The sequence below is a fragment of the Vibrio sp. YYF0003 genome, assembly GCF_036350715.1.
GTDB lineage: Bacteria > Pseudomonadota > Gammaproteobacteria > Enterobacterales > Vibrionaceae > Vibrio > Vibrio natriegens.
This window is the reverse complement of sequence record NZ_JAZDWA010000011.1, coordinates 24,081-40,428: the sequence shown is the minus strand read 5'-3', so window position 1 is coordinate 40,428 and position 16,348 is coordinate 24,081. Positions and strand designations below refer to the sequence as shown.

General features: G+C 44.5%; 18 protein-coding genes and 1 other RNA gene. 9 read left to right on the top strand and 10 right to left on the bottom strand.

What is annotated here, in order from left to right; translation table 11 throughout:
• Positions 1 to 10: 10 nt before the first annotated feature.
• Positions 11 to 436: a protein YgfX gene (locus V1U08_RS21290; protein WP_330471383.1), complete on the bottom strand. Its 426-nt coding sequence runs from the start codon at positions 434 to 436 to the stop codon at positions 11 to 13.
• Positions 405 to 665, bottom strand: coding sequence for an FAD assembly factor SdhE (locus V1U08_RS21285; RefSeq protein WP_014233003.1), 261 nt, complete (start codon positions 663 to 665; stop codon positions 405 to 407). The genes V1U08_RS21290 and V1U08_RS21285 overlap by 32 nt, the downstream gene beginning before the upstream one ends.
• Before the next feature lie 186 nt (positions 666 to 851).
• On the opposite strand from V1U08_RS21285, the gene ygfZ reads away from it, so the two are divergent.
• From ygfZ to V1U08_RS21270, 3 genes are all read left to right on the top strand, one after another.
• Positions 852 to 1,820 carry a tRNA-modifying protein YgfZ gene (gene ygfZ / locus V1U08_RS21280; protein WP_330471382.1) on the top strand — a complete coding sequence of 323 codons (969 nt, stop codon included), beginning with the start codon at positions 852 to 854 and terminating at the stop codon, positions 1,818 to 1,820.
• On the top strand, positions 1,813 to 2,286 hold the full coding sequence (locus tag V1U08_RS21275; RefSeq protein ID WP_330471394.1) for an aminoacyl-tRNA deacylase: 474 nt from the start codon (positions 1,813 to 1,815) through the stop codon (positions 2,284 to 2,286). Before ygfZ ends, V1U08_RS21275 begins: the two co-directional genes overlap by 8 nt.
• 633 nt (positions 2,287 to 2,919) lie before the next feature.
• On the top strand, positions 2,920 to 3,126 hold the full coding sequence (locus V1U08_RS21270) for a DUF1107 domain-containing protein (RefSeq protein ID WP_014233006.1): 207 nt from the start codon (positions 2,920 to 2,922) through the stop codon (positions 3,124 to 3,126).
• Positions 3,127 to 3,186: 60 nt separating this feature from the next.
• On the opposite strand, the gene V1U08_RS21265 is transcribed toward V1U08_RS21270, so the two are convergent.
• The 3 genes from V1U08_RS21265 to V1U08_RS21255 are packed head-to-tail and all read right to left on the bottom strand — an operon-like array spanning position 3,187 to position 6,222.
• Complete coding sequence (locus V1U08_RS21265; protein WP_330471381.1) at positions 3,187 to 4,395, bottom strand: FAD-dependent 2-octaprenylphenol hydroxylase; 1,209 nt, start codon at positions 4,393 to 4,395, stop codon at positions 3,187 to 3,189.
• A 42-nt stretch (positions 4,396 to 4,437) separates the two neighbouring features.
• A complete protein-coding gene (gene ubiH / locus V1U08_RS21260) occupies positions 4,438 to 5,616 on the bottom strand; it encodes a 2-octaprenyl-6-methoxyphenyl hydroxylase (protein ID WP_330471380.1) in 1,179 nt (392 codons plus the stop codon).
• A gap of 27 nt (positions 5,617 to 5,643) precedes the next feature.
• On the bottom strand, positions 5,644 to 6,222 hold the full coding sequence (locus tag V1U08_RS21255) for a YecA/YgfB family protein (protein WP_176293496.1): 579 nt from the start codon (positions 6,220 to 6,222) through the stop codon (positions 5,644 to 5,646).
• 248 nt (positions 6,223 to 6,470) lie between these two features.
• On the opposite strand from V1U08_RS21255, the gene V1U08_RS21250 reads away from it, so the two are divergent.
• The 5 genes from V1U08_RS21250 (at position 6,471) to serA (ending at position 9,791) form a co-directional block, all read left to right on the top strand.
• Entirely contained in the window at positions 6,471 to 6,779 is a 309-nt protein-coding gene (locus V1U08_RS21250; RefSeq protein ID WP_014233010.1) for a cell division protein ZapA, read from the top strand.
• A gap of 8 nt (positions 6,780 to 6,787) precedes the next feature.
• A non-coding RNA gene (ssrS, locus tag V1U08_RS21245) (6S RNA) lies at positions 6,788 to 6,972 on the top strand.
• A gap of 4 nt (positions 6,973 to 6,976) precedes the next feature.
• Positions 6,977 to 7,570, top strand: coding sequence for a 5-formyltetrahydrofolate cyclo-ligase (locus V1U08_RS21240; RefSeq protein WP_014233011.1), 594 nt, complete (start codon positions 6,977 to 6,979; stop codon positions 7,568 to 7,570).
• 58 nt (positions 7,571 to 7,628) lie between these two features.
• Positions 7,629 to 8,285, top strand: coding sequence for a ribose-5-phosphate isomerase RpiA (rpiA, locus tag V1U08_RS21235; RefSeq protein WP_118119387.1), 657 nt, complete (start codon positions 7,629 to 7,631; stop codon positions 8,283 to 8,285).
• Positions 8,286 to 8,558: 273 nt separating this feature from the next.
• Positions 8,559 to 9,791: a phosphoglycerate dehydrogenase gene (gene serA, locus V1U08_RS21230; protein WP_014233013.1), complete on the top strand. Its 1,233-nt coding sequence runs from the start codon at positions 8,559 to 8,561 to the stop codon at positions 9,789 to 9,791.
• Between the two features lie 66 nt (positions 9,792 to 9,857).
• Here the strand turns inward: serA and V1U08_RS21225 are convergent, their stop codons facing one another.
• A complete protein-coding gene (locus V1U08_RS21225; protein WP_014233014.1) occupies positions 9,858 to 10,550 on the bottom strand; it encodes an oxidative stress defense protein in 693 nt (230 codons plus the stop codon).
• Positions 10,551 to 10,801: 251 nt separating this feature from the next.
• The gene (locus tag V1U08_RS21220) at positions 10,802 to 11,698 is read right to left on the bottom strand and encodes a LysR family transcriptional regulator ArgP (protein ID WP_330471379.1); all 897 of its coding nucleotides are present in this window, start codon (positions 11,696 to 11,698) and stop codon (positions 10,802 to 10,804) included.
• A 132-nt stretch (positions 11,699 to 11,830) separates the two neighbouring features.
• On the opposite strand from V1U08_RS21220, the gene V1U08_RS21215 reads away from it, so the two are divergent.
• Positions 11,831 to 12,460, top strand: a complete 630-nt coding sequence (locus V1U08_RS21215) for a LysE/ArgO family amino acid transporter (protein WP_065297388.1) — start codon at positions 11,831 to 11,833, stop codon at positions 12,458 to 12,460.
• Between the two features lie 115 nt (positions 12,461 to 12,575).
• Here the strand turns inward: V1U08_RS21215 and mscS are convergent, their stop codons facing one another.
• The 3 genes from mscS to V1U08_RS21200 all read right to left on the bottom strand — a co-directional run bounded on the left by mscS (position 12,576) and on the right by V1U08_RS21200 (position 16,276).
• Positions 12,576 to 13,442 (bottom strand): small-conductance mechanosensitive channel MscS, encoded by an 867-nt coding sequence (mscS, locus tag V1U08_RS21210; protein ID WP_014233017.1) that lies wholly within the window; start codon positions 13,440 to 13,442, stop codon positions 12,576 to 12,578.
• 442 nt (positions 13,443 to 13,884) lie between these two features.
• Positions 13,885 to 14,961, bottom strand: coding sequence for a class II fructose-bisphosphate aldolase (gene fbaA / locus V1U08_RS21205; RefSeq protein WP_014233018.1), 1,077 nt, complete (start codon positions 14,959 to 14,961; stop codon positions 13,885 to 13,887).
• Positions 14,962 to 15,115: 154 nt separating this feature from the next.
• On the bottom strand, positions 15,116 to 16,276 hold the full coding sequence (locus V1U08_RS21200) for a phosphoglycerate kinase (protein WP_014233019.1): 1,161 nt from the start codon (positions 16,274 to 16,276) through the stop codon (positions 15,116 to 15,118).
• Positions 16,277 to 16,348 lie beyond the last annotated feature (72 nt).

The following is a 16,348-nucleotide window of genomic DNA, read 5'->3' as shown; positions in this document are numbered from 1 at the left end:
ATCCAGCATATCAACAGGGAGCATCGGCTCCCTGTTTCATTTCCCACTGACGCAATACCAGACTTAACTGACGGTACTGTGTATCGGCGCAGCTATCGCGCCATACTGTCACACTATCTCCAGATTGCAGCGTAATAGCGATCTTAAAAGGCAGAGTCGACAAGTCGATCCGCTTAATCTGAGTCTGCTTTGATTCAGTTCTTACCGTACCGTTACAATGAAAAGACCAGATACCTTGGCTGGCAGACGCAACCAAAAGTTGGCCAAAGTGCAGCTTAGCGATCATTAATAACAGATAAATAGATAATACAATTGGGGTATCGGAAAGGGTGACCGCCCAAGTCATAGAGAAAAGAAGAACAAAGCTAATAACTCGGGCAGTATTTGAGGCGGTAAGTGTGAGATTAACGAACTTTACTGAGGTTGTGGGCGACAATTTTATCAACCATTGAAGCGTGGCTCAGGTTCTCACTACGTCCATGTCCCATAATCCAAGTAAACAGATCAGGGTCATCACACTCAAGCAAAGAAACAAAGTCATGCTGTTCCTGCTCACTCAGCGCATCAAAGCACTCTTCAAAGAACGGCATAATCACCACATCCAGCTCAAGCATACCTCTGCGGCAAGCCCATTTAATACGCGCCTTTTCTTCAGGAGTGTACATTCATTATTCCTTCATAGATGTCTTGTTATAAGTGCGGAGTGTAACAAGGGATATGCTACGCAACTAGTGTACGGGTCACAATACGCGAACCAAACCCCTTGAGAGTACTTGCTTATAATGAAAGCTGACAAATAACGATTCTCGAATTAACATAGCTGAAAAACATCTTCAAAAGGCATTGTAATCATGGAATGGCAAACTCGCTTTTCAGCTCTACCCCTATCAACTCAAGATACTTTACCTGAGCTCTCTATCTCACTGTTGGATAACTTAGGCGTGATCACCATGGTGGGTGATGACAAAAAATCATACTTACAAGGCCAGGTCACCTGCGATGTTGTCTCTCTTGAGAAAGACCAATCAACACTTGGGGCACATTGTGATGCCAAAGGCAAAGTGTGGAGTGTTTTCCGTTTATTCCATCACCAAGATGGCTACGGACTGATCCAACCAAAGTCAGCACTTGAAGTCGAATTAAAAGAAATTAAAAAATACGCTGTATTTTCCAAAGTTACGATCGAAGAATCCAACGACATTATTCTTGGCGTTGCAGGCTCTCAAGCCAATTCGTTTATCGATAGCATCAGCGAAGAGACTGGCGATGTACGTGCGATTAGCGGCGGCACTGCCGTCAAAGTGGCAGACAACCGCTGGCTGCTGCTATTGACCAGCGATGCAGCTCAATCGATGATTGAAAACAATGACGCCACACTGACGACACATGAACTTTGGAACCGTTTTGAGATTGAGGCGGCACTACCATTTGTACCAGCAGCGGCGCAAAATGAACACATTCCACAAGCACTCAACCTGCAAGCACTTGGTGGTATCAGCTTCACTAAAGGTTGTTACACTGGGCAAGAAACCGTAGCACGTGCCAAATACCGCGGTACGAATAAACGTGCGATGTACATCGTGAAAGGCGCAACAGCGACAAACCTCAATGATGAACCAGTCCAACTAGAACGTAGTGTTGGTGAGAACTGGCGCTCAGTAGGCGCTCTGCTGACTCATTACCAGTTTGCAGATAACCAAGCAATTGGCTTGATCGTCTTACCCAATAACTTAGATGACGACACGCGTTTGCGTTTAGTCTCTCAGCCAGAATGTGAATGGACCATCGCCGAACTGCCTTACAGCCTTGATGATGAGTAAACTCATTGAAACCCCTTTAATGCAGTTTTTGGCAGAGCAAAACATCACGTTTCGCTTGCTACCGCACCAAAGACCTTCTACCACCATTGAAGATGCCGCGCAGCAGCGTGGCATTCGCCCTTCTCAAATGGTTAAAGCTATCCTGCTGAGAGATATGGGGAATCTTTATGCACTTGCCTGTGCTCCAGGTGACCGAAGTATTGACCCTAAAAAGGTTCGCTCACTCCTTCAGTGTCGACGCATGACTTGTGTCGACCAAGCGGATGTTGAAAGCATTACCGGATACAAAATTGGCACCGTGACTCCGCTGTTACTTAAACGTCATATGCCAATCGTTTTTGACCCAAGCCTCTTAAACGAAGGGGAAGTCACGATCAGCAGTGGTGATCGAATGGCAGGCATCGCTTTATCAATCGATGACCTAGTCAAGCTATGTCAGCCTGTCATCGCGGATATTTGTCGTTGATTTAGACCACGAGCGTAATCGATTACAACACCAGCCCAAACACGTGACACAGATCACATCACGCGCAAATTGCCTGGGAATTTTTAATCATTTTTAAAACATAAATAGTCACTAAGAGAAAACTCGTATATGATGCTTGTGTTGGTTGAGTTTTCAACAGGACTCAGCCGACATAAAGTGAATCCGCTGATTTCGATAACAGTCTTTGTTAAGTCAGCAATCCACTTTTGTGTAATGCATCTGTGACTATTCGCCCGCTAAAGCGGGCTTTTTTTTGTATGAACTTTTTCTTAGCCTTATTACTCTAAGAATAAGTAAACAAGAGAAAATGGAATGAGCGTTAAAAAAGAAACATTTAGCAAACATTCAATTTCCTTCTATTCTTAATCCTGTAACAAAACTATTGCTTAATGCACCACGTATAAAAGAATAAAGAACGAATAACGTTTCTTATTAGGTGAATTTTGGGGTAATCCTCACGCAATTTGAGACATAAAGCCGTCAATTTGCTGAAGACAGCACAAATCTCTAAGTTGTTACATCTCACCTGCACTTAGTAGTATTGCTATCACAATAATTTCGCGTGAAAAACGTAGAATAACCTGAGCTAGGTAAGAAAAAAGGAAAGTAAATATGAGACTGTTTAAGCGCTATACACCAGGTATGATTGCTAAACATATAAGTCGTCTTTTTAAGGGAAGAATTTATATTTACGGGGTCGGTAAATTCGAGTTTGATAACGGAAAACTAATGCTGCCTGAGAAAGCGGAGCAACGTCACTTCAGAGCAGTAAAAGAGATCAACAAAGAAATAATGAAACTCCGATGCGCATATGCTTAGCTAACACTCACTGAATAAAAGGCTGAATGATTCAGCCTTTTTTTGTTCTCAGATAAACATCTATTGACGTGCTAACTCTGGCAGATCACCTTTCAAGCCGAGCGCTCGTTTCATGATCTCATCTTTCGCTCCAGGTAATTGCTCAGCCAGGCTCAAACCAATACCACGTATCAGCTTCTTAGCCGGATTCTCACCAGAGAATAAGTCTCGGAAACCTTGCATAGCAGCAATCATCTTAGCCGATTCCGCCTTACGCCAGCGCTCGTAACTGCGAAGGTTGCGCTTACTACCAATATCCTGCCCTTGATTCCATAAAGCCAGAACTTCCTGAGCCAAACTTGCTGCATCCAGAAGCCCCAAGTTCACACCTTGGCCAGCAAGTGGATGAATGGTATGCGCAGCGTCACCCACTAATGCTACTCGTTCGACGACAAAGTCTCGTGCATAACGCATTTTAAGCGGAAATGCGGCGCGTGCGCCTACAACCTCACACAAGCCAAGACGTGCATCAAACTCACTGGTTAACGCTTTATTGAATTCATGTTCATCCATAGCAAGTAAATGCTCAGCTCTGTCTGGCTCTGTCGACCAAACAATGGAGCACATATTAGGTTGAGACATTGGTAATAGTGCCAATGGGCCATGTGGAGTAAAAATCTGACGCGCGATATGGTTATGCGGTTCGGCAGTTTTTACATTTGCGACCAACGCGCTATGGCCGTAATCCCAATGAGTAAGAGGAATGTCCATCTGACGACGCAGCCAAGAATTTGCACCATCCGCACCAACCACTAGTTTGGCCGTCATCGCTTGTCCATTATCCAGTGTTAGCCAGCTTTCTTGCTCACCAACGGCCAATGTAGCGCAACGGGCAGGCATAAACAGCGTCACGTTGTCTTGCTTCTCAACTTGCTCGAGCAGTGCCAGTTGAATCACTCTGTTTTCAACAATATGGCCCAGATCAGGCTGCGCCATGCTTTGGGCATCAAACTCTATTTTGGCAAAGCTGTCCTGTTCCCAAACTTCCATACCATAGTATGGCGACGCTCTGCGCTGTTCAATGCCCTGCCAGGCTCCCAGCTTACGTAATATGGTTTCACTAGAGCGACTCAATGCAGACACGCGCACATCGGGCAGTTCATTCAGTTTATCGTCAGGTACGCTACCTTCAATGACAGCGATTCGCAGGTCACTGTCTTTGAATGCGGCGGCAAGCGCCAACCCAACCATTCCTCCGCCGATGATGGCGATATCTACACTTTGCATCATTGCTTTTACTTACCTAGTTTTTAGCTAATTCGTTGCAACCGATCATCGTTTTACTAAGCCAAGAGTGTGGCGTAGAAGTGGCTGCTTAAAAATAGAAAGGTTATCCATCGCGGCTAAAGCGGCATTGCGCCCGATTCGCATCGCGGGTAAATCATTTGAAAAAACATGCACGAGCGAGCTCGTTAACCAAATGGTTTCGCTACGGTCTGCTTCACGACGCTGGCTAAAACGCATCAAGCCTTGATAACGCCCAACATCTTCACTCTGCTTAATAACTTCTTCAGCCAGAGACACCACATCACGAATACCCAGATTGAAGCCTTGCCCGGCGATCGGGTGCAGTGTTTGAGCGGCATTACCCACAATTGCAAAACGGTGTGAAATATTCTGCTTACGATGGCGCAGCAATAGCGGGTAACTTGCACGTAGCCCTACTTTCTTAAGAGCACCTAAACGCCAGCCAAAATCATGCTGTAAGCGTGCAAGAAATGCACTCTCAGAGAGTGCCAAAACGGATTCAGCTTCATCCGGGTGCAAACACCACACCAGCGACATACGGTTGTCACTCATCGGCAGCAAAGCAACGGGGCCGTTTTCAGTAAAACGTTCAAACGCACGCCCTTGATGCGGCTCCTGAGTTACGATGTTAGCAATTATAGCCACTTGCTCAAAGTCATGTTCAGACAACTCTAATCCGATTTGCTGGCAGCACTGTGAAACGGCACCATCAGCCGCAACTAACAGTTTGGCTTCTAACTTTTCTCCGCTGCTCAATTCAACCTGAGTATGATCTTGCTCTCGCTCTATGTAGGTAACAGAGTCGGGACAGAAGAAATCTATCGAGACACTACTTGTAAGTAGCTCTTGGTAAACACGCCCGACATCAGCAAGCTCAACCACATATCCCAGCGCTTCAACCCCAACCTCTTGCTTGGTGATATCAGTCATCCCTGCATGAGAACGATCAGAAACATGGATATGTTCAATTGGCGTAGCAAAAGGCTCGATGACTGACCAAAGCTGTAAGTGGCGCAGAAGATTAACGGTTCCGTATGATAAGGCGATAGAGCGCGAGTCAAACCCGGGGTGGGAATCCGACTGAGCTTTAAATGGCTCGACGACAGCAATGCGCAGAGCCGCCTTGGATAAGTGTTCGATCGCCAGTGCCAACGTCGCACCAGCCATAGCACCACCAGCAATGACTACATCATATTGCCTCATGCTTACTTACCTCTGAACAATCTGTAATTAGTGGATCGTTGGTTTGCTGTCACTGCTATCAGGTCGTGCACCAAACTCGGCATGGATAGTCAGAACACACGCTTTAACATGTTCGATAACTTGCTCAAGCAGTTGCGCTTGCTCGCCGAGATCGTCGTCTTCATCAATCCCCAGTTTGGCAATTTCTTCTAAATCGGCCAACGCTTCCTTTACATCGTCAGAAGCTTTGCCAATCGCAATGCCAGCCAAGCCTAAGCCAGAGATAAAGTGATTCACAAAATCAGACAAACCGTCGGCTAAAGCAAACAAACCTTCTTCACCAGCTTCATCTGGCAGTAATAACGACAGCTCCATTGAAGAGCCGGTAAGCTCACTGACAGAAACTTTGAATACGCTCTGTGCGAACGCTAATGCCGTTGCAGGCCAGCCCATTCCGTCGTTAGTGTAATCAAACAGGATTGGTTGCCAGGTTTGATCGTTAATCGCCAATCCACCACTTAGCATGCCGACAAGCAACCCGTGTAACTCTGCCGGGGTAACCGCCAGACTTGCAGATTTTAACTCAGCAGCAATAGATTGGTATTCAGGAAGGGTGATTTCACTCATAGCTTGGCTCATTCTTGCATAAATTTGTTTCGATATATCCTACCATCAAGCCTAGTCGTCCGAAACGACTATCAAATTCATTTTGAACACCATTTGCTCAATTTGCCGAATTCCTGTGTGATCACGTCATCATTTCTCTTTCTGTGATGGGAAATGCTTGAATCTTAATAGCGGTTTTCCTATAGTTTCCTCCTCGGTAGTTGCATAGAGCAACACCTTAGATAGCGCGAATATAGAGTTTATTCATCATGAGCAATCAAGCGATCGACGTTCAAATACTAGGCAAAGTAACTCGAGTGAATTGTCCTGCGGGCCAAGAAGAGTCTCTCGTTGCAGCAGCAAAAGATCTCGATCGACGATTGAAAGAGATGAGCGAACGTACTAAGGTAACCAATGAAATTCAGCTGCTGACTTTTGCCGCGTTGAACATTTGTTATGAATTACAGACCAAGTCATACGAATCGAGCGGGCAACAGCAAGAAATTACTGAGCGAATGGAACAGCTCACTGCGTCTCTAGAGAGCGCATTAAGTAAAGTTACGCAAGGACAGCAGTAAATACAAAATTTACCCTGGGGTGTGCGTCAGCAGGATGTAAGTCCCTGAGCCGATAAGCAATACCTAAGGGTTAGTATTTGGTAACTATTGAGCAAGCTTGGCATGTACCGAGAAGCCTACGGTTATCAGTGCTGATCCGCCTTGAACCAGCTGGTTCAAGGGCCACAATCCTCAACGGCACCCTGGGGTATTCCTCTATGTCAGAACTTTCTCGACAAGACTTTCGTAAATTGATCCGTGAAAAACGTAACGCTCTATGCAGTGACACACAGTTTCAAGCGGCGCTCGACCTAGTCAGTCAATTTTCCCAACTTCCTGAAATCCAGCATTCTCAGCACATTGCTATTTATCTTTCTGCGGATGGTGAACTGGATACCAAGCCCCTTATCGAGTGGCTATGGCAACAAGGGAAATCAATATATCTACCAGTCATCCATCCTTTTTCAAAAGGTCAGTTACTGTTTCTTCAGTACCTGAGTGATGATCAACTCATCTACAACAAATATGGCATTCTTGAGCCAAAGCTCGATATTCGCCACCTTATGCCTGTTCGTCAGCTCGATCTTATCTGCACGCCTTTAGTAGGTTTCGACAGTATTGGACACCGGTTAGGTATGGGCGGAGGATATTACGATCGCACCCTTTCACATTGGTTTGCCACTGGTGAAGGTGCCAAGCCTGTAGGTATCGCTCATGACTGCCAGCATGTTGAACGCCTGCCAATTGAAAGCTGGGACATTCCACTGCCTAAGATCGTGACTCCAAGCCGAATCTGGCAATGGGAAAACTAACACTTACCCGTTATAATCACGCCGCAAATGTTAACGAACATCTATTCAGGAGATTGGCATGACTCAAGATGAAATGAAAAAAGCGGCTGGTTGGGCAGCATTAAAATATGTTGAAAAAGGCAGCATTGTCGGTGTAGGCACTGGCTCTACCGTGAATCACTTCATCGATGCACTAGGGACTATCAAAGACGATATCAAAGGTGCAGTCTCTAGCTCTGTAGCTTCGACTGAGCGTCTAAAAGAGCTTGGTATTGAAGTATTTGAGTGTAACGACGTAATTAAGCTAGATGTTTATGTTGATGGCGCGGATGAAATCAACCCAACGCGTGACATGATCAAAGGTGGTGGTGCCGCGTTAACACGTGAAAAAATCGTCGCAGCAATCTCAGAAAAGTTCGTGTGCATTGTGGACGATACAAAAGCAGTAGATGTTCTAGGTCAGTTCCCATTACCTGTAGAAGTTATCCCAATGGCTCGCTCATACGTAGCACGTGAATTGGTTAAACTTGGTGGTGACCCTGCTTACCGCGAAGGCGTAGTGACTGATAACGGCAACGTGATTCTGGATGTACACAACATGCAGATCACTAACCCGAAAGAAATGGAAGATAAGATCAACAGCATCGCGGGCGTTGTCACTAATGGTCTGTTTGCTCATCGTGGTGCGGATGTGGTTATCACAGGCACGCCTCAAGGTGCAAAAATCGAAGAGTAAAAAACCTAGAAAATTCACCTATCAGGTTCATTTTTCGGTTATTTCATTACATACGGTGCTGCAAAGCACCGTTTTTCATTCTTTCACCAAATAAAATTATTCCTTATTCCGTAATTTTCTTACCCAAAGCTATTTTTTTTTGTTACTTTATTGAACAGAAGACGCACAAGGAAACGTTTGTCCTCCTACAAAACTATTAATTATCCCCTTTTTAATGGTTTTGCCCAATGTGCGCCATATTAGCCCACCTTTCCATTTTAAGGACGAGAAAAAATGGCCAAAGTTTCGCTGGAAAAAGACAAGATTAAGATCCTCTTACTTGAGGGACTTCACCCTTCTTCAGTTGAAGTTCTTCAAGCTGCTGGTTACACCAACATTGAATACCACAAAGGTTCACTTCCTGAAGAGGAACTGATTGAAGCGGTTAAAGATGTTCACTTCATCGGCATTCGCTCCCGCACTAATCTATCGGAAGAAGTGATCAATGCAGCAAACAAACTGGTTGCTATTGGCTGTTTTTGTATCGGTACTAACCAAGTCGATCTCGACGCGGCTGCAAAACGTGGCGTTCCTGTATTTAACGCACCTTTCTCAAACACTCGAAGCGTAGCCGAGCTGGTTCTTGGTCAGATTCTATTGCTTCTACGAGGCATTCCTGAAAAGAACGCACTTGCACATCGCGGCATTTGGAAGAAGAGCGCAGATAACTCTTACGAAGCTCGTGGTAAGCGTCTTGGTATTATCGGTTACGGCCACATCGGTACTCAGCTGGGTATTATCGCTGAAAACCTTGGTATGCGCGTTTACTACTACGACATCGAAAACAAGTTGTCTCTTGGTAATGCCACGCAAGTTCATACTATGAGCGAACTACTGAATAAATGTGATGTTATCTCACTGCATGTTCCAGAAACACCTGAAACGAAGAACATGATGGGTGAAGAAGAGTTTGCTCGCATGAAACCAGGCGCAATCTTTATCAACGCTGCTCGTGGTACCGTTGTTGATATTCCAGCTCTTTGCAGCACGTTAGAAGCAGGTCATCTGGCTGGTGCCGCTATTGATGTATTCCCTGTTGAACCAAAAACAAACGCAGACCCGTTCGAATCTCCACTACAGAAGTTCGACAATGTTATTCTGACTCCACACGTCGGTGGTTCTACGCAAGAAGCGCAAGAAAACATCGGTGTAGAAGTGGCTGGCAAACTAGCGAAATACTCTGACAACGGTTCAACGCTTTCAAGCGTAAACTTCCCTGAAGTATCTCTACCTGAGCACGGTGGTGAAGTTTCTCGCTTGCTACACATCCACAAAAACCGCCCAGGTATCCTGACTCAGATAAACACTATCTTTGCTGAAGAAGGCATCAACATCGCCGCACAGTACCTGCAAACTGCAGCTGAAATCGGCTACGTGGTTATCGATGTGGAAACTGAACGTTCAGAAGAAGCACTTATCAAGCTGAAAAGTATCGAAGGCACGATTCGTTCTCGTATTCTTCACTAAGAAGCACAGAAACAACAAAGGCAGGGAATTTCCCTGCCTTTTTTATATCTGAAAATAGGATTCGCCTTATTTCAGCTTGTAGATAACCTCTACCTGATCTCGGATCACCATCGTAGAGTCCTGATAGCTATTGGCATTCTGCTTGCCTTCCATCGCCATAGAGCGCATTAAAACTGGTGTTGGGTAAGTGTTGTTGTAGTTTACCCGCCAGATATCCCCAAGAGTCTTATCAAAGCCAGAAGCTAAAGAGGCAGCACTTTCTCTGGCATCTTTGATCGCAGCCAAGCGAGCTTTCTGTTGATACTCAGCCTGATTACTCACCTTAAGCTGAATATTATCAACCTGGTTAATACCCGCTTGTATTGCCATATCAAGGTACTGATTAAGGTTGGCTAAATCCTTAACCGTCACGTTAATACTGCGAGAGGCGCGATAACCCACCAGCTCAGCTTTGCCCGATTTTGGATAATGGTATTGAGGAGCCAGGTACAGATTCGAACTGGTAATACTGTCTTTAGATAATCCTGCATCTGACAGTTTTTGCAAAAACTCATCGACAGTCGTATCCACCGACAGCTTCGCTTGCTCGGCAGTCATCGTCGTATCCACCACTTTGACCGAAAAAGTCGCCATATCTGGCGTTGCAATTACCTCGCCATAACCTGTTGTCGTTACGTGTGCAAATTCAGGTGTAGTAGCTAGGGCTGAAACACTGGTAAGGCTGAGCAAAGTAGCCAGCAAACACGAATACAGTTTCATTCGACAGATCCATCCATATATAAAAGACATGTCCCAGAGCAAAAATACAGTAGCGAAAACCACTGAAGCCGTCTGGGGTAATACCCAAAAACTAAGAAAGCTTTGAGCATATAATGCTTGATAATAGGAACTTTCGACGATTATCCAACCACCCTCGCCCACTTCTAACACAACTTTGACTGTGTAACTTTAGTGTAATTTTTAACCAAATCAATGCAAGAGGTACACGTTAACGTCATTGTTATTGCATTCTACTGCGGTAAATGACGTTGAGCATAACCGACGATTGCCTGCGAAATTTCTTGTAATACGCCGGTTTCCAATTGCCAGTGATGCCAGTAAATTCGATAGGTCATCAGGAATCCCGGAGTGATATCAATCAGTGAACCTTGCTCCAATTCATTCGAGATCTGTAAACGGGGAATCAGGCAATATGCGACACCCGCCATAGCCATTTTCAGAAACGCTTCAGAGCTGCTTATATTGTGATGAATCACGCTATCGGGGCGCACATTAAAATGCTTGGTCAGAAAGGCTTTATGTAGATCATCATATTTATCGTACGATACTGCTGGGGCTTTAGAGAGTGTTTTATTGTTTACACCCTCAGAAAAATAACGTTGATAGAATTCAGGGCTAGCAACACAGACATAATCAATACGTCCTAAATAATCCGCTCTACAGCCAGGAATGGCCTGAGATTCCAGACTGATGGCTCCTGCAACTTCCCCACTTCTTAGCTTTTCAATAGAGCGCGATTCACCATAAATAGCGAGTTTTAACTCAACTTGACGAGTTTTCATCACATCTTGCAATGCAGGTAACAGCCACGTAGCCAAGCTGTCCGCATTCGTCGCCAACGACAACTGAACCGGGCGTGTAGTGGTGTCATTTTTTAGTTCGGGTAGGATTTCATGTTCCAGCATGCGAACCCGACGATACAACCCTAGCAGCTTCTTGCCTATTGGCGTCGGCTTAGGTGGCTGCTCTCGAATCAGTACCGGTTGAGCAAGAAATTTTTCTAACTGTTTGATTCTCTGAGAAATAGCAGATTGAGAGACATACAGACTCTCAGCGGCTCGCTCAAAGCTTCCTTGATAGACGACGGCATCAAGCGCTTCTATCCACTTATAATCCAGCCCTCTCATGAAAATTTCCCTCTTCATCCATCTTGATAAGTTTTACTAATAATATATTAAAATCATTAATTATACTTATTTCATCAAAGCCTTTATCTTGCTCCTCTTCGTTAATTTAATTGCTATTTTTTGAGGTGAATTGTGAGTTTTTGGGTTGTATTGCAAGGGTTTGGATTAGGGGCATCGATGATCATTCCGATTGGCGCGCAAAATGCTTATGTCTTGAATCAAGGCATAAAACGCAACCACCATCTCACCACAGCCACCATCTGCAGCATTCTGGATATGCTGTTTATTTCCCTAGGTATATTCGGTGGTGGCGCGGTTTTATCGCAAAATGAAATGCTTCTGACCGCTGTAACGCTAGGTGGTATTGCGTTCCTAAGTGTCTATGGTTACCTATCAATGAGAAGTGCATTCAAGCCAGAAAATGAATCGGAAACCAAAGGGGAAGTAATAGCACGTGGTCGTCGCACCGTGATTTTAGGCGCACTTGCAGTTACGGTATTGAACCCACATTTGTACTTAGACACTGTCGTGATTCTTGGTTCTATTGGTGGCCAGTTTGAGGGACATGATCGCATCGCATTTGCACTGGGCACCATGATGGCCTCGTTTGTGTGGTTCTTTACGCTATCTCTGGGCGCAGCAAAACTGGGGCCGACTCTGTCTAAGCCTAAAGTGAAAAAAGGCATAGATATTGGTGTGGCATTGATGATGTTTGCTATCGCCTATGTTCTAGCGAACGAGTTGCTTGCCAAATACTGGTGATAACTCTCGTTATGCAGAAATTTAATGTAGATAACCTTCTCTACTATGCATAAAAAATATGCATAAAAAAAGCGAGGCAAATTTGCCTCGCTCTCTAAATAGAAATTCGCTTTGATTACGCTTCTACTTTGTTCAGGTGAATATCCATTTGTGGGAATGGAATCTCGATGCCATTTGCATCCAAAGCTTCTTTGATGCCTTGCATTGAGTCAAAGTAAACGCCCCAGTAATCTGCCGTTTTAACCCAAGGGCGAACAACAAAGTTAACTGAAGAATCCGCTAGAGCCAGTACACCGATTGTCATATCTGGATCTTTAAGGATGCGTGGATCTTTTTCTAGTGTTTCACGGATAACTTTCTTAGTTAGTTTCAGATCCGCTTTATAAGAAACACCAATAACCAAATCAACACGGCGAGTCGCGTGACGAGAGTAGTTAGTGATTGCACCGCCAATAACTGAAGAGTTAGGAACTACAACCATTTTGTTATCAGGCGTTTTTAGAATCGTTTGGAAAATTTGAATTGCTTCAACACTACCCGCTACACCACCGATTTCTACATAATCGCCAGACTTAAATGGACGGAATGCAACGATAAGCACGCCTGCCGCAAAGTTTGATAGTGAACCTTGCAGAGCAAGACCAACAGCAAGACCAGCCGCACCGATTACCGCAACTACAGAGGCAGTTTGAACACCTACACGACCAAGAGCGGCGATAAGAACGATAACGAATAGTAAGTAACGAACAAGACCGTGAATAAATTCAACGACAGCCTTATCCATGTTTTTCTTTTCAAGTACTTTAGCTACACTTCCAGCGACTGCTTTAACGATAATATTACCGATAAATAGAATAATCAGTGCTGAAATAATGTTTACACCATATTGAACAAGAAGGTCTGAGTTGTTTGAAAGCCAAGTCTCAGCTTTAGTCAGCCCATCTGTTAATGTGTTATCGATACCCACCGATTCACCTGCCATAATGCTTATCCTCAAATCAAGATATAAAACCAATTGCCGCTTATTTATGAACCTTATTTTTTATAGGTTCTTATCTGTAACAATATCACTATTATAAAACTGAACAGTGTCAGAATTTTGGCACGATATATCAACTTTGACGTTTTGCAAAGTCAGAATTTCGCAAAGAGAAGCAAAACAAGACGTTATCAGAGTTTTCCTATATCTGCCTGTTACAGGTTACGCAATGCTAACCCATTTCGCTACTTTTATTACCTAAATCCAAACATGCAGTATACAAAAAGCAACCTGTTGTATACCAACCATACACAACCAATGCTGCTAGTAAATTATTCAATAATGATCGTAGGGTTTAAAGAGCGCCAATCAGATAAACAGCAGATTGAAGACATAAAAAAACCCGCTCAATGAGCGGGTTTTTAACAACTTTAATTCAATCGAATTATAGTACGTCAACTGCGTTAAGGTCAGCAAATGCTTGCTCAAGACGAGTAACCATTGAAGCTTGACCAGCACGTAGCCATACGCGTGGATCGTAGTACTTCTTGTTTGGCGCGTCTTCGCCAGTTGGGTTACCGATTTGACCTTGTAGGTAATCGTGGTTTTCAGCTTCGTACTTACGGATACCATCCCAAGTTGCCCACTGTGTATCTGTATCGATGTTCATTTTGATAACACCGTAACCGATTGACTCTTGGATTTCTGCTTGAGAAGAACCAGAACCACCGTGGAATACGAAGTTTAGAGAGTTAGCTGGTAGGCCGAACTTCTCAGAAACGTACGCTTGAGAATCACGTAGGATAGTTGGAGTAAGAACAACGTTACCTGGCTTGTAAACGCCGTGTACGTTACCGAAAGATGCTGCGATAGTGAAACGGTGGCTAACTGCACTTAGTTTCTCGTATGCGTAAGCAACGTCTTCTGGAGAAGTGTAAAGCTCAGATGCGTCCATGTCAGAGTTATCTACGCCGTCTTCTTCACCACCAGTACAACCTAGTTCGATCTCTAGAGTCATGTTCATCTTAGCCATACGCTCTAGGTATTTAGCACAGATTTCGATGTTCTCTTCTAGAGACTCTTCAGAAAGGTCGATCATGTGAGAAGAGAATAGAGGCTTACCAGTTTGAGCGAAGTGCTCTTCACCAGCATCTAGTAGACCGTCGATCCAAGGTAGAAGTTTCTTAGCAGCGTGGTCAGTGTGTAGAATTACTGGTACACCGTAAGCTTCAGCTACAGCGTGAACGTATTTAGCACCAGCTACAGCACCAAGGATTTGAGCACCTTGACCTTCAAGTTTCACGCCTTTACCAGCGAAGAAAGCTGCGCCGCCGTTAGAGAACTGAACAACAACTGGAGCTTTAACTTTTGCTGCTGCTTCTAGTACTGCGTTTACAGAGTCAGTACCTACAACGTTTACAGCTGGAAGTGCGAAGTTGTTTTCTTTCGCTACTTCAAAAACTTTCTGAACGTCATCGCCAGAGATAACACCTGGTTTTACGAAGTCGAAGATCTTAGACATGGATTCAATCCTATTTATCTGTCGTTTTTAAACAAAACTTGTTAAGTTGAAAATCTTGCAAACGTTTGCTCACAACAGAGGCTATTCTAGCAGAGTTCCTCTCACGTTGCAGCAAACAACAAAGCGGGAGAATAACTCCCCCGCTTTGCTTTAATTACTTAGCGCGTGCTTCTAGCATTTCTACTGCAGGAAGAACTTTACCTTCTACAAACTCAAGGAAAGCGCCGCCACCAGTAGAGATGTAAGATACGTCAGCTTTGATACCGAACTTGTCGATAGCTGCTAGCGTGTCACCACCACCTGCAACAGAGAAGCCTTCAGAAGTTGCGATAGCTTCAGAGATACCTTTAGTACCAGCTTCGAAGTTCTTGAACTCGAATACACCTACTGGACCATTCCAAAGGATAGTTTTCGCGTTTTTAAGAATCTCAGCTAGTGCCGCTGTTGAGTCAGGGCCAAGGTCGAAGATCATGTCGTCGTCTTGAACTTCAGAAACGTCTTTGATTTCAGCTTCTGCGTTTTCATCGAATGCTTTCGCACATGCAACGTCAGTTGCTACTGGAATTGCACACTCATCCATTAGCTTCTTAGCTGTGTCTACTAGGTCTGCTTCGTATAGAGACTTACCAACGTTGTGGCCAGCAGCTGCGATGAATGTGTTTGCGATACCGCCACCAACAACAAGCTGGTCAGCGATTTTAGATAGAGACTCAAGAACAGTCAGTTTAGTAGAAACTTTTGAACCACCTACGATAGCAACCATTGGACGAGCAGGGTTGTCCATTGCTTTGCCTAGTGCGTCTAGTTCGTTTGCTAGTAGAGGACCAGCACAAGCTACAGGAGCGTGCATACCAACGCCGTGAGTTGACGCTTGAGCACGGTGAGCCGTACCGAATGCATCCATTACGAATACGTCACATAGTGCTGCGTATTTCTTAGATAGCTCTTCTTCGTTTTTCTTTTCGCCTTTGTTGAAGCGAACGTTTTCTAGAACAACAAGTTCACCAGCGTTTAGCTCTAGGCCATCTAGGTAGTCTTTTGCTAGCTTAACTTCGCAATCTAGTGCGTCGTTTAGGTAGTTAACAACAGGTTGTAGAGAGAACTCTTCAGCGTATTCACCTTCAGTTGGGCGACCTAGGTGAGAAGTAACCATTACTTTAGCGCCTGCTTCTAGGCAGTGCTTAATAGTTGGAAGAGATGCGATGATACGTGCATCAGAAGTTACTTTTCCGTCTTTTACTGGCACGTTTAGGTCAGCACGGATAAATACACGTTTACCTGCAAGATCCAGGTCAGTCATCTTGATTACAGACATGTTGTGTCCTCTCAAATATTTAAAAATTAAAGTTTTTGAAAACTCGGCAACCCTGCCAAGCCTGTTAATTCT

What these genes read in the sequence shown, in the direction of transcription:
- V1U08_RS21285 (WP_014233003.1), bottom strand. Translation starts at nt 665, where the DNA reads ATGTACACTCCTGAAGAAAAGGCGCGTATTAAATGGGCTTGCCGCAGA.
- ygfZ (WP_330471382.1), top strand. Translation starts at nt 852, where the DNA reads ATGGAATGGCAAACTCGCTTTTCAGCTCTACCCCTATCAACTCAAGAT.
- V1U08_RS21275 (WP_330471394.1), top strand. Translation starts at nt 1,813, where the DNA reads ATGAGTAAACTCATTGAAACCCCTTTAATGCAGTTTTTGGCAGAGCAA.
- V1U08_RS21270 (WP_014233006.1), top strand. Translation starts at nt 2,920, where the DNA reads ATGAGACTGTTTAAGCGCTATACACCAGGTATGATTGCTAAACATATA.
- V1U08_RS21265 (WP_330471381.1), bottom strand. Translation starts at nt 4,395, where the DNA reads ATGATGCAAAGTGTAGATATCGCCATCATCGGCGGAGGAATGGTTGGG.
- ubiH (WP_330471380.1), bottom strand. Translation starts at nt 5,616, where the DNA reads ATGAGGCAATATGATGTAGTCATTGCTGGTGGTGCTATGGCTGGTGCG.
- V1U08_RS21255 (WP_176293496.1), bottom strand. Translation starts at nt 6,222, where the DNA reads ATGAGTGAAATCACCCTTCCTGAATACCAATCTATTGCTGCTGAGTTA.
- V1U08_RS21250 (WP_014233010.1), top strand. Translation starts at nt 6,471, where the DNA reads ATGAGCAATCAAGCGATCGACGTTCAAATACTAGGCAAAGTAACTCGA.
- V1U08_RS21240 (WP_014233011.1), top strand. Translation starts at nt 6,977, where the DNA reads ATGTCAGAACTTTCTCGACAAGACTTTCGTAAATTGATCCGTGAAAAA.
- rpiA (WP_118119387.1), top strand. Translation starts at nt 7,629, where the DNA reads ATGACTCAAGATGAAATGAAAAAAGCGGCTGGTTGGGCAGCATTAAAA.
- serA (WP_014233013.1), top strand. Translation starts at nt 8,559, where the DNA reads ATGGCCAAAGTTTCGCTGGAAAAAGACAAGATTAAGATCCTCTTACTT.
- V1U08_RS21225 (WP_014233014.1), bottom strand. Translation starts at nt 10,550, where the DNA reads ATGAAACTGTATTCGTGTTTGCTGGCTACTTTGCTCAGCCTTACCAGT.
- V1U08_RS21220 (WP_330471379.1), bottom strand. Translation starts at nt 11,698, where the DNA reads ATGAGAGGGCTGGATTATAAGTGGATAGAAGCGCTTGATGCCGTCGTC.
- mscS (WP_014233017.1), bottom strand. Translation starts at nt 13,442, where the DNA reads ATGGCAGGTGAATCGGTGGGTATCGATAACACATTAACAGATGGGCTG.
- fbaA (WP_014233018.1), bottom strand. Translation starts at nt 14,961, where the DNA reads ATGTCTAAGATCTTCGACTTCGTAAAACCAGGTGTTATCTCTGGCGAT.
- V1U08_RS21200 (WP_014233019.1), bottom strand. Translation starts at nt 16,276, where the DNA reads ATGTCTGTAATCAAGATGACTGACCTGGATCTTGCAGGTAAACGTGTA.